Origin of the sequence: Fontibacillus panacisegetis (assembly GCF_900102215.1) — a bacterium.
GTDB classification, from domain to species: domain Bacteria; phylum Bacillota; class Bacilli; order Paenibacillales; family Paenibacillaceae; genus Fontibacillus; species Fontibacillus panacisegetis.
Genome location: NZ_FNBG01000018.1, coordinates 58,561 through 70,858 on the forward strand (window position 1 = coordinate 58,561; position 12,298 = coordinate 70,858).

11 protein-coding genes are annotated in these 12,298 nt (G+C 42.3%); 3 read left to right on the forward strand and 8 right to left on the reverse strand.

What is annotated here, in order from left to right:
- Positions 1–97: 97 nt before the first annotated feature.
- A complete protein-coding gene (locus BLS49_RS15355) occupies positions 98–1,057 on the reverse strand; it encodes an aldolase catalytic domain-containing protein (RefSeq protein WP_091232297.1) in 960 nt (319 codons plus the stop codon).
- A gap of 202 nt (positions 1,058–1,259) precedes the next feature.
- On the opposite strand from BLS49_RS15355, the gene BLS49_RS15360 reads away from it, so the two are divergent.
- Genes BLS49_RS15360 through BLS49_RS15370 form a run of 3 tightly spaced genes read left to right on the forward strand, consistent with a single transcriptional unit; the run spans position 1,260 to position 3,735 of the window.
- A complete protein-coding gene (locus BLS49_RS15360; protein ID WP_091232444.1) occupies positions 1,260–1,502 on the forward strand; it encodes a FeoA family protein in 243 nt (80 codons plus the stop codon).
- Complete coding sequence (gene feoB, locus BLS49_RS15365) at positions 1,499–3,532, forward strand: ferrous iron transport protein B (RefSeq protein ID WP_175471428.1); 2,034 nt, start codon at positions 1,499–1,501, stop codon at positions 3,530–3,532. Before BLS49_RS15360 ends, feoB begins: the two co-directional genes overlap by 4 nt.
- A gap of 32 nt (positions 3,533–3,564) precedes the next feature.
- On the forward strand, positions 3,565–3,735 hold the full coding sequence (locus BLS49_RS15370) for a FeoB-associated Cys-rich membrane protein (RefSeq protein ID WP_091232304.1): 171 nt from the start codon (positions 3,565–3,567) through the stop codon (positions 3,733–3,735).
- A 79-nt stretch (positions 3,736–3,814) separates the two neighbouring features.
- Here BLS49_RS15370 and BLS49_RS15375 read toward each other — a convergent pair whose 3' ends face one another.
- The 7 genes from BLS49_RS15375 to ilvC form a co-directional block, all read right to left on the reverse strand.
- Positions 3,815–4,918 carry an ATP-binding protein gene (locus BLS49_RS15375; protein ID WP_091232306.1) on the reverse strand — a complete coding sequence of 368 codons (1,104 nt, stop codon included), beginning with the start codon at positions 4,916–4,918 and terminating at the stop codon, positions 3,815–3,817.
- 324 nt (positions 4,919–5,242) lie between these two features.
- Entirely contained in the window at positions 5,243–5,647 is a 405-nt protein-coding gene (locus BLS49_RS15380) for a hypothetical protein (protein WP_091232308.1), read from the reverse strand.
- Positions 5,648–5,803: 156 nt separating this feature from the next.
- On the reverse strand, positions 5,804–6,343 hold the full coding sequence (locus BLS49_RS15385) for a peroxiredoxin (protein ID WP_091232311.1): 540 nt from the start codon (positions 6,341–6,343) through the stop codon (positions 5,804–5,806).
- Between the two features lie 203 nt (positions 6,344–6,546).
- Complete coding sequence (gene leuB, locus BLS49_RS15390; RefSeq protein WP_091232314.1) at positions 6,547–7,623, reverse strand: 3-isopropylmalate dehydrogenase; 1,077 nt, start codon at positions 7,621–7,623, stop codon at positions 6,547–6,549.
- A 558-nt stretch (positions 7,624–8,181) separates the two neighbouring features.
- Positions 8,182–9,285, reverse strand: a complete 1,104-nt coding sequence (locus BLS49_RS15395) for a glycerol dehydrogenase (RefSeq protein WP_091232316.1) — start codon at positions 9,283–9,285, stop codon at positions 8,182–8,184.
- A gap of 166 nt (positions 9,286–9,451) precedes the next feature.
- Entirely contained in the window at positions 9,452–10,978 is a 1,527-nt protein-coding gene (locus BLS49_RS15400) for a 2-isopropylmalate synthase (protein ID WP_091232318.1), read from the reverse strand.
- Positions 10,979–11,151: 173 nt separating this feature from the next.
- A complete protein-coding gene (gene ilvC, locus BLS49_RS15405; RefSeq protein WP_091232320.1) occupies positions 11,152–12,144 on the reverse strand; it encodes a ketol-acid reductoisomerase in 993 nt (330 codons plus the stop codon).
- Positions 12,145–12,298: the final 154 nt, after the last annotated feature.

A 12,298-nucleotide genomic window follows, 5' to 3' on the forward strand; every position in this document is an offset into this window, starting at 1 on the left:
CCTTAAAAAACATTTACTTAAACATAAAAAACTATCAAAATTTGAAAAAAATAAAAAGCCCGGCACTTTGGGAGCCGGACTTTTGGTGATCGAGCATTTATTTTTTTTCAAAATTCACTTCTGGAGTTGTTAGTTTATCAAAGAAATCAACAGCCTTGTCTTTGTCTTTTGAAGCCCGAAGCGCCATTGCAGAGCGTGGATGTTCATCCAGCATACCAGTGATCATGTAAGGAATGATGTATCCCCATTCTTCCTTTTCACGAAGTGGAATCATTAATTGTTCCAATACATCGAGTACAGGACGCAATTGGTAGTTCGTATTCTTCATATGAGCAACAAGTAATTCTGTTGGGCAGTTACCTGCCGCACGCCCCATTCCATATACAGATGCATCTAAAAGCTCGACGCCATTTTCAGCAGCTACCAGTGTATTGGAGAAGGCCAGCTGCATATTGTTATGAGTATGCACACCCAAACGTTTATTAGGCAAGTGAGTCTTGAATTTGTTAACCAAGTATTCCATATCTTTATAATCCAGGCTTCCGTAAGAATCTACGATATATACGACATCAACGACGCTCTCTTTAATCATTTCAAAAGCTTCAAGCAGCTCATTCTCCATGACATTAGAGAGTGCCATAATATTTATTGTAGTTTCGTAACCACGATCATGGAATACCTGCACCAATTGGAGCGCTTTATCAACATCCTTGATGTAGCAGGCTACACGAATCAGATCAAGAAGACTTTCACTGCGCGGCAAAATATCATTCTCATCAACACGCCCGATATCGACTAAGGCGGACAGCTTAGTATTTCCCTTTTGCGGAATTACTTTTTTAAGGAAGTCATCATTCAAAAAGCGCCAAGGACCAGCCTCATCTGCACCTTTAAGCAGCTTTGGAGAGTTCTTATAACCAATCTCCATATAATCTACGCCAGCTTCATTCAAGCCAGCATACAATTTTTGCACAAACTCTACACTAAAATCCCAGTTATTGACCAGCCCTCCGTCACGGATCGTACAGTCAACAATTTTGCTTTGATTGATCTTCATCCCTACCTATCCCTTTCCCTCGATTGTTTTACTATTCATCTTACTTGAAGAGAAAACAAAAAGTAAAGATAAAGATATCTAATTGATTATGACATTTATCACAGAATGTGATTTTAAGCCATGCTATCATGTAAACCTAATTGATATTGATTATCAATATCGAAATAAAAATCGAACCAATGGATTAGGGAGTGATGAAAATATGCCACCTTGCCAATGCTGCCTGTTAGGCCTCAAACCCGGAATAGTGGGATCTATTCGCCACTTTGGAGCTATTGATCCAATGCTGAAGCGTCGACTTGCTGACCTGGGAGTTGCAGAAGGATCAAATGTGACAATTAAACGTCGCTGTCCCTTAGGCGGACCTATAATGCTTGAGTGCTGTGGACAGCTGCTGGGCATTCGTAAAAAAGAAGCCGCTCAAATCGAGGTGGATGTATCATGAACAATGCTGCCCTAATTGGCAATCCCAACACTGGCAAAACATCTCTATTTAACTCGTTAACTAGCTCTTACGAATATGTAGGCAACTGGTCGGGTGTTACCGTCGAGAAGAAAGTAGGACAACTTAAAAACAAAAAAGGCTACCTCACTGATCTCCCCGGAATATACACACTGCATCCACTGTCACGAGATGAAGGAGTTGCGGCTGAATTTTTGGCAACAGAATCTCCCTCCCTTCTTGTTAACATCGTTGATGCATCACAATTGGAGCGCAACCTTTACTTGACCCTGCAGCTACTTGAATATGGCAAACCTCTCATCATTGGACTTAATATGATAGATGTTGCCAAGTCGCAGGGCCTTATTATTGATACAGAAACCCTTGGCGCAAGTCTTGGCTGTCAAATCATACCGCTAATTGCGCGTACTGGAGAAGGAAGCAGCAACCTGCTTACCTCAATTGAAGAAGCAGATGACTCTTTACACACTCCTTACTTCACCATAAACTATGGAGAAATTGTCGAGAACGCCATTCTGAACATTTCCCGGGAATTAAATGATGCCCTGCCAGATCTATCCGGATCCCATCGTTGGACCTCGCTTCAGATACTTGAAAATAATCCAGCTGTCACAGCAGCACTATCATCAAGCTCTGCCGAAGCTGGACTTATGGAACGATTACAAACGGTGTGTCAGTCCGCGCAGCAGCAAATGCAGGATGCCGGTGAACATTTATCCATACAGGAATATATTCGTTCTGTTCGAATGTCCCTTTGTCATGAAATATGCAATAAAGTGGTGGATTCTACCCTTCGCAAACCGCATCCATTAACAGAAAAAATTGATGCTGTCGCTGCCCATCCTTTTTGGGGAGTCCCAATATTCCTTGCTTTTATGTTCATTACGTTCAAGCTTACCTTTGATTGGCTTGGAAATCCGCTCTCAGACCTTCTAGATGGCTTCATTTCAGGACCGATAACTAATATAGCGGTAGAAGGACTTGAACTCGTAGGGGCCTCTGATTTTACTAGAGAGCTTATATTAAGCGGGATCATATCTGGTGTTGGTGGAGTAATCGTGTTTATACCCCAGATTTTCATTATGTTCCTGATCATTTCCTTTATTGAAGACTCAGGCTATATGGCTCGAATTACAGTTATGATGGATAAGTTAATGGAACTGGTCGGACTTAACGGGAAAGCAATCATTCCATTTATTATTGGTTTTGGCTGTAATGTTCCAGCAGTTATGGCATCCCGAAGCATAGAACAGCCTAAAGAAAGAACTTTAACCATGGTGCTTATCCCACTTATGTCATGTTCTGCACGACTCCCTGTATACGCATTATTTGCTGGCATTTTCTTTGAAACCGCACAAGCAACTATAGTCTTTTCTCTGTATATTATGGGCATCGTCCTAGCCTTGGTTATGGCTAAATTGTTCTCACTCTTTATGCTGAAAAAAACCAAATCCTTTTTTATGGTAGAACTTCCGCCATATCGAATGCCACAAGCAAGAACACTGTTTCGCAGCACTTGGGAAAAAGGAAAAGGGTTTATCCGAAAAGCCGGGACCTTTATTCTAGGCGGATCTGTGCTTATTTGGCTGCTTACTTATCTTGGACCAGGTGGAGTTGCCACAACGATGGATGACAGCTTCCTAGCTGCTATTGGCGGTCTCTTTGCATCTGTACTCGCCCCTATCGGGTTTGGCACATGGCAATCCGGAGCTGCGCTGGTCACAGGATTTATGGCCAAGGAGGTCGTCGTATCTACAATGAATATTATTTACCACGTACCTGATATGTCCGGTCTGCAAAGTCAACTAGCGCTCGTATTCACACCACTGCAGGCATACAGCTTTATGGCATTTGTTTTGTTGTACACACCTTGCCTGGCAACTGTTGGTGTATTACGTAAAGAGACAGCTTCCTGGAAGTGGACCCTATTCTCAATCTTCTACTCCCTGGTACTAGCGTATCTGGTATCGCTAATCATTTATCAGGGCGGGCAATGGATCGGATTTTCATAAAATAATTTTATAAATCAAAAGGAGAGGTTGATATGGCGGATCTGATCATTATTACTGTAGTATTTGGCTATGCTGCCTACGCTTTATACAGAGGTATAAAAAAGAGCAAAAAAGGGGCATGTGCAGCTTGCTCTGCGCGTAAATCATGCTCAGTAGCTTGCAATACTGCTTCCTCCTCCTCGGCTTCTAAAACTGAAAACTAGCAACAAAAAAATTAAAAGGCTCCCGAAAGGGCAGCCTTTTTTTGTGCTACAAATGATAGTTTATATATATAAATTATTCTTATGCCAAAGGAAGCGTTATCAAAAACACAGTCCCTGATCCTTTCATGCTGTCGACCGAAATATTTCCTCTGTGATTTTTAATAATCCGATAACTTACAGACAAACCCAAACCCGTGCCCTTCTCCTTTGTCGTAAAAAACGGATCAAACAATTTAGCGAGCAATGCCTTGTCCATTCCATTACCATTATCCTGAATCGAAATATTGACGAACTTGCCATCCAGATGGGCTCCAATATCGATTATACCTGCATGATCACCCTCAACTTCCTCAATAGCGTCCATTGCATTTTTAATGATGTTAAGCAGCACTTGCTTGATCTGTTTTACATCGACCGATATTTTCATAACCTCATCAGGTAATCGTAAATTGATTTCACAGCCCTTCATCAGCCCTTCACTTTCAGTAAGCAGTACAACCTCTTTAAGCAGGGATGACACACTAACTACGACCTTTTGCGGAGCCGATGGTTTTGACGAGTTCAAAAATTCATAAATAATATCATTTGCTCTGTCTATCTCCGTAAGAATGATACGTGCGTATTCATCTCTTCCAAGCTGAACCAGGTGGGGACGCAGTAATTGAATAAATCCTCTAATCGCTGTTAATGGATTTCTTATTTCATGGGCGATAGCTGCGGATATTTTTCCAAGCATAGCAAGCTTATCATTCTGATAGGCCGTCTGCTCTATTCTCTTATAATCGGATACATCCTTTACGCTTAGTAGATAATCCCCGTCCATTTGATCTCCGTAAGTCACTGTGATTAACCAATGCCTTCCGTACTCATCAATCAATTCATGGTATTTTTTGCGATGAAAAATCGTTTCCCTATAAATACGGAGAATTTTCCGCTTCTTAAACCGAGTCAGGTGCGTATGGCGCAACATTTGAAGTAAATTACAACCTATTAGTGATTGGCGCGGAATTTCGAGCAGCTTGGCCATCTGAACATTGATGAAGCTGAGTTCACCTTCGCTATCAAACAGCAGTATTCCGCTGTCTAGATGCTCTAATACGTTCTCATACTTGTTCTTCACAAGTTCAGTAGATTGATAAGCCTTTACGGACTGGAGCAACGTGTCCTGAAATTCACTTAACAAGTTGGTACCTCCCTTTCCCAAATGATCTGCCTGCCTCATTCACAACATACGATCACTCTCAAGATCAACAATACAAAAAAATGACCTTGTCCCCATCCGACTAATGTATCCTTTTTCAACCGGTATACGCGGTTAAATTTTCGCATTCAACTTGCGCAATCGAAAATGCGGATATACATCGAAAATGAACTACATCAATCATAGTAAAGTTTTCCAAAAACCGTCAATCAGAGAAACTGTCGAAATTAGTTGTTTTATCGGATATTATCAAATTTCCCACAAAAATGTAGCAGCTTCCTTTTGAAAGCTGCTACAGCATGTCAACTATTTTTGAATTAATTTAGATTTCCGTCTGCTCATAACTGCTAATCGTTTTTTAAGTTCATATTCCCATTTTGTATCACCAATTTGTTTAGCGACTGTAAGCAGATCAAGAGCCATATCAATCTGGCTGCGAACGAGATCAAGCGGATCATCATCCTCACAGTTCACGCAGTTGCGAAATATTGACTCATCATCCTCCATCACAAAATCCTGAAAATCAATTTCAGCCATACCATCACTATGCGCATATTCCGCTAATATTTCATATTCATGCTCGACTTTGTAATGAACCTCTACCCGATTACATACCGGGCAAAAAAGAAGGGGGACATTATGTACCTGGGTACGGTAATGCTTCAATGTACCTTTCGTCCCCAACATGCTAGCACCGCAACAAAAACTCATTCCCCATCACCCTTCCTGGCTCGATTTCAAATATTGTATTCGATATGTTTGATTCAGATTCCTGTGATTTATGGCAACCAGGTTATAATTGGGCAAAAAGCCCCCTATTTGGCAATTTCCAACTAGGGGGCCTTACGTACTATTTGATTTGTATTATTACAGGTTTTTATCTCCTGGTTTCCAGTTCATTGGGCAAAGTCCACCGGATTGGAGAGCTTGAAGTACTCGTAATGTTTCTTCAACGCTGCGACCTACATCGTTATGATTAACTACTTGGTATTTCAATTCACCCTCAGGATCGATGATGAACAATCCGCGAAGTGCAACGCCTTCTTCTTCGATCAATACGCCATAATCACGAGCAACGTTCTTCGTAATGTCAGAAGCAAGTGGGAAATTCAGTTGACCCAAACCATTGCTGTCTTTTGGAGTGTTAATCCAAGCTTTATGGCTATGCTCCGAGTCAATACTGCAGCCCAATACTTCTGTATCAAGTGACTGGAACTCAGAGTATGCATCGCTAAGTGCAGTAATTTCTGTTGGACATACAAAAGTGAAGTCCAATGGATAGAAGAAAAATACTAACCATTTACCGCGATAATCAGATAATTTCTTGCGTCCAAATTCTTGTCCGTCACCAGTTACAATCGCCATATCGAAATCCGGAGCAGGTCTACCTACTAAACGTTCTGCCATTTGAAAATCCTCCTTTGAAATATGTAAGAAACATATGAAATATTTCTGTATCACACCATTAAATTTGCAGTTTTGTACTACATTTCAAATGTTATCATCGTGAAAATTCAAAGTCAATATTATAGTAATTTCTTTTTTATAATAATTATAAATAAAGAACTTTTATTGAACATTATGAATGTAAGGACTCAAAAAGCTATTTATTATTTCATAGTAGCTACGATCAAATCACCCATCGCAATAGTTCCAATCGCTGAAGACTTGTCTACTGCTATGTCACTTGTACGATGTCCAGCATCCAACACTTCTGCTACTGCTTTTTCAATAGAGTCAGCTGCGTCTGCATAACCAAATGTCATTCTAAGCATCAAAGCAACGGATAGGATTGTAGCAATCGGGTTCGCAAGATTTTGTCCTGCGATATCAGGTGCAGAACCGTGGACAGGCTCATACAGGCCAAAGCTGCCTGCTCCGAGTGAAGCAGACGACAACATACCGATTGAACCAGTCAGCATAGCCGCTTCATCACTCAAAATATCACCAAACATATTTTCAGTTACAATAACGTCAAAGCTGGAAGGACGACGAAGCAATTGCATCGCACAGTTATCAACGAGTACATGCTCAAGCTCAACATCAGGATAATCAGCGGCTACACGAATGACAACTTCTCTCCACAAACGGGAAGATTCAAGAACGTTAGCTTTGTCAACAGAAGCCAGCTTCTTGCGGCGCTTTTGAGCGATCTCAAAGGCTTGACGTACAATACGTTCTACTTCGTTAACAGTGTATGCACAAGTATCTACCGCTTGTTGACCGTTCTCGGTCTCGCGACGATATTTCTCACCGAAATAGATACCGCCAGTAAGCTCACGTACTACAATCAGATCAGTACCTTCAAGTACTTCCGGTTTCAAAGTGGAAGCATCCTTCAAGCAATCAAATACGACAGCCGGACGAAGATTCGAGAATAAGCCGAGCGCTTTACGAATACCTAGCAAACCAGTTTCAGGACGAAGTTCTGCCGGATTGGAATCCCATTTAGGCCCACCAACAGCTCCGAGCAATACAGCATCAGCGTTTTGACAAACTTCCAACGTTTCCTGCGGAAGTGGAGTTCCTTTCTCATCAATAGCGATCCCGCCAAAGAGAGCATGTTCTGTCTCAAAACGATATCCGAACAATTCCTCTGTACGTTTCAACACTTTTTCTGCTTCTGCTACTACTTCTGGACCGATACCGTCACCGGCGATCACTGCAATTTTTTTCACTTCTGCCATGTTATACAACTCCCTTTTCTACTTATAAAGGCTAATAAACGCCCGAATATACTCTTCTTCTGTTGTATCATAACCATCTATGATAAACAATGATATAGAATCTATTAAGCTTATAGGTTTTATCTATAAAGACTTGTAATTAAAAAAGGGGCTGTTCCAAAAGTAGGTTTAGTGTCAAAACTAGACATAGCGGTGCAAGGAAGACGATCCCTGCACCGCTTGATCCCGCCACATTCTATGACCGTATCTCATGTGTAATAGTGCATGATGCGAGATTCCTGAAATTCCTGCAAATGTGCAGGCTTTAATCATGTAAAGCCTCTAAATGCCCTAAATTGCTGCAAATGTGCAGGCTTTCTCTAAGGATTCTCTTCAAACTAGTCTATTCTGAACAATATTCCTGCATTTTTGCAGGCTTCTGTTCATCCTTTTATGGCTTCTTTTAAAAAGCTGCATTTTTGCATTATTTTCCTGATATCTTGCCTCTCCACTGCTAAAAGAGCGTTCCTCAAAGTTATCTTAGATAACTTTTGGGACAGCCTCTCTGCACGGAATGTATTAATCGTGATAAGATTCAGCGATGGCATTGGCTGCTACAATGGCATTATACACATCATCCGGTGTGACCGAGAATGGCATATTCCCCATCGTATCTCCTTCAGCGCACGCATCGGCTGCTACTTTTCTCCACTCTTCTTCCTTAAATTCCTTAACACCAAGATCTTTAAGAGTCAGCGGAAGACCGACATCTTTTACAAGCTGTATAACGGTCTCCAGTTCTTCCTTCGGTGCGTTTTCCAGAACTAGCTGGGCAAGCAATCCGAAGGTCACTTTCTCACCATGCTGTGCCTTGTGAAGAGATTCGACCGCAGTCATCCCGTTATGGATCGCATGGGCTGCTGCCAGTCCACCCGATTCCGCTCCGACACCGCTCAAATATATGGTAGCTTCAATTGTAGCCTCCACCGCACGTGTCGTAATCCCTTGATCTACTGCTTTTTTGGCCTTTACAGCGTTCTCAAGCAGACTGTCATAGCACATTCTCGACAAACCAAGTCCTGTCAGTGACGGCTTCATCAGCGCAAGGTTATCACCAAATGCCTGATAGCAAGCTCTGGCTTCAAAGTAGGTCGCCAGCGCATCACCAATGCCTGCTGCGAAGAATCGTGACGGCGCTGCGGATAATATCCCGGTATCGGCCAACACTACATCTGGATTGCTCGGTAAGAACAGGTATTCATCAAATGAGCCGTCTTTTTTATAAATAACTGCAAGTGCTGTACATGGTGCATCGGTCGATGCGATTGTAGGAAAAATAACGACCGGAAGCTTCTCATAATATGCAGTAGCTTTAGCTGTATCTAGCGTTTTACCTCCGCCGATACCGACGATTATATTCGCGCCGTTCTGTCTGGAAGCTTCTCGATGCTGGTTAATTTCATCCTTCGTGATCTCATAATTAAATTTGACGAATACTGACTTATTCCCGCCTGCCTCAATGGATTGTCCCGCTTCCTGTTTGGCACGCTCCAGAATAAATTCATCACAAATAATATACGCATGGTCGCCAAAATTTTTCATGTAATCATTCAATGAGGCGAGTAAATTCTGGCCTATAATGAATTTTTTTGGTGATGTTATTGACTTCACGTAATTCCCCACTACGACTAACCCCTTTCATTTTTATATGAAAATCCATTTCACTAATTCTGATCATTGGTAAGGTGACCAAATATGCTGAAAAATAGTCATGACAAATAAAAAAGACAGAATCTTCATCCCACAATTGGATGTGGAAAGAAAATTCTGTCTAAATGAATTTGGATCATTATTTAGCTGCTTGCAAGTTTCGCTTCTCGATAAGACGGTTCAACGCATCTACGTACGCACGTGCGCTTGCTTCGAGAATATCAGTGCTCAGTCCTCGTCCTTGTACGGACAAACCGTTCTGAGAAAGAACAACATGAACCTCGCCTTGAGCATCTTTACCATGACTCACAGATTTAATCGAATAATCGGCAAGCTTCACTTCTTCACCTGTTGCCCGATCAATTGCATTGTAAATAGCGTCTACCGAGCCGTTCCCCTCTGCTTCTTCTTCCAGCTTCTCACCTTCAGCTGTCAGAATACGAACTTTCGCAGATGGCGTCGATTCATTACCATACGAAACGTAAATCGTCTCCAAAGCAAATGATTGCTGTTGATCAACGATTTTCTCCTCTACGATGGAGAGCAGATCCTCGTCAGTAACATCCTTTTTCTTATCAGCAAGAACTTTAAATTTGGCAAAAGCTTCATTGAGACCTTCATCTTCCAGAGTATAACCCATCTCAACAAGCTTCTCGCGGAATGCATGACGCCCTGAATGCTTACCTAGTACTAATTTGCTCTCTTTAAGACCGATCGTCTCAGGAGACATGATCTCGTAGGTTGTCTTTTCCTTAAGCATACCGTCCTGGTGAATACCAGATTCATGCGCAAAAGCGTTAGCTCCCACAATCGCCTTGTTACCCGGAACAACCATACCTGTCAAACGGCTTACCAATCTGCTGGTACGTGCGATTTCAGTTAGTTCAAGCGTCGTCTTGGCCCCAAAAAGATCGTTACGAGTCTCAAGCGCCAACGCCACTTCCTCAAGTGCTGTGTTGCCCGCACGTTCACCAATTCCATTAATCGTACCTTCGATTTGGTCAGCTCCTCCAACAATCGCTGCCAATGAGTTCGCAGTAGCCATACCTAAATCATCATGGCAATGTGCACTAAGCTGAATTTTCTCAATTCCAGGAACTTTTTCCTTCAAAGTTTTGAAGATATTTCCATACTCCTGAGGATATAAATACCCTACTGTATCAGGAATGTTAACAACCGTAGCTCCTTCACGAATCGCCATAGCAGTCATTTCACACAGAAAATCAATTTCTGTGCGTCCAGCATCTTCACAAGAGAACTCAATTTTGGAAAAATATTGCCGTGCATAACGGAGAGCAGCCTGAGCTGTTTCCAGTACCTGCTCTTTTTCCATTTTGAGCTTATATTTCCGATGAATCGGACTTGTCGCAAGAAATAGATGAATACAAGGGTCCTCTGCTCCTTGAAGAGCTTCCCGAACAGCATCGATATCTTGTGTACGCGAACGCGACAAGCCGATTACCGTAGAATTCTTAACTGCACGAGCTACAGCATTTACTGCCGCCAGATCACCTGGGGAAGCAGCTGGAAATCCCGCTTCAATTCGGTCTACTCCTAATTTCTCTAGCTGATAGGCGATTTCGAGTTTTTCCCGAGTGTTCAGATTGACCCCAGGAGATTGTTCCCCATCGCGTAACGTCGTATCGAAAATATAAATTTTACGCATAACTACACCCCCTGACTGAACTACCTAAAAAACTCCCAATGCGGCTCACGCTATATGCACGGCCGCATTGGGAAGACTCTTTAGTTCCGCACTGCCCTAAAGCATCAGCTTCAGCAACATTGCATCATCATAACAATACTCATGACGTGTATCTTGTTGTATGTGAAATTCTATTATTTTTTGATCCAGTGCATAAGGCCACGCAGCTCTTTACCAACCACTTCGATTGGGTGATTAGCTTCGTTACGGCGAGTAGCTGTCAGGAATGCACGGTTGGATTGGTTTTCCAGGATGAAGTCACGTGCAAATTTACCTTGTTGAATATCAGACAATACTGCTTTCATAGCTTTTTTAGTTTCTTCAGTTACCACGCGTGGTCCTGTTACATAGTCACCGTATTCTGCAGTGTTGGAGATGGAATCACGCATAGTAGCCAGTCCACCTTCATAGATCAGGTCAACGATGAGCTTGAGTTCATGCAAGCACTCGAAGTATGCCATTTCAGGAGCATATCCAGCTTCTGTCAAAGTTTCGAAGCCAGCCTTGATCAATGCACTTACACCACCACAAAGTACGGCTTGCTCACCAAACAGGTCAGTTTCAGTTTCTTCACGGAATGAAGTTTCGATAACCCCTGCACGAGTACAGCCGATACCTTTTGCATATGCAAGACCGATTTCTTTAGCTTTGCCAGTAGCATCTTGATGGATTGCAATCAAGCCTGGAACCCCGAAACCTTCTTCATAAGTACGGCGAACCATGTGACCTGGAGATTTAGGAGCAACGAGCAAAACGTCATTTTCAGCAGGTGGAACGATTTGTCCAAAATGAACGTTAAAGCCGTGTGCGAAAAGAAGTGCTGCACCTTTTTTCAAGTTCGGAGCGATTTCGCTGTTGTATACAGCAGCTTGAGTTTCGTCTGGCATCAAGATTTGAACTACATCAGCGCGTTTTGTAGCTTCTGCTACGGACAACACTTCGAAGCCATCTTCTTTTGCTTTGTTGAAGGATTTACCTTCACGAAGACCGATAATTACGTTCAATCCGCTATCACGCAAGTTTTGAGCATGAGCATGGCCTTGGCTACCATAACCGATAATTGCGATTGTTTTACCTTTTAATACGCTAAGTTCTGCATCTTGTTCATAGTACAAAGTAACTGCCATTTTTAAAGCCCTCCTAATAATATATGGGACTGCTTAAGGTCCCTATTGTATTAATGCCCTCCGCCTGATTAGCGGGTGTTTCAAAGGACAACGGATTTGTTATCCTCTCAAACCCCCGCCATCCTAGGCGGAAGGAAAATAATAAAATTACTGT

Bases quoted from the DNA above. Each gene is read 5' to 3' on its own strand.
- ilvC (WP_091232320.1), bottom strand. From the start codon at position 12,144: ATGGCAGTTACTTTGTACTATGAACAAGATGCAGAACTTAGCGTATTA.
- leuB (WP_091232314.1), bottom strand. From the start codon at position 7,623: ATGGCAGAAGTGAAAAAAATTGCAGTGATCGCCGGTGACGGTATCGGT.
- BLS49_RS15370 (WP_091232304.1), top strand. From the start codon at position 3,565: ATGGCGGATCTGATCATTATTACTGTAGTATTTGGCTATGCTGCCTAC.
- feoB (WP_175471428.1), top strand. From the start codon at position 1,499: ATGAACAATGCTGCCCTAATTGGCAATCCCAACACTGGCAAAACATCT.
- BLS49_RS15400 (WP_091232318.1), bottom strand. From the start codon at position 10,978: ATGCGTAAAATTTATATTTTCGATACGACGTTACGCGATGGGGAACAA.
- BLS49_RS15360 (WP_091232444.1), top strand. From the start codon at position 1,260: ATGCCACCTTGCCAATGCTGCCTGTTAGGCCTCAAACCCGGAATAGTG.
- BLS49_RS15355 (WP_091232297.1), bottom strand. From the start codon at position 1,057: ATGAAGATCAATCAAAGCAAAATTGTTGACTGTACGATCCGTGACGGA.
- BLS49_RS15380 (WP_091232308.1), bottom strand. From the start codon at position 5,647: ATGAGTTTTTGTTGCGGTGCTAGCATGTTGGGGACGAAAGGTACATTG.
- BLS49_RS15385 (WP_091232311.1), bottom strand. From the start codon at position 6,343: ATGGCAGAACGTTTAGTAGGTAGACCTGCTCCGGATTTCGATATGGCG.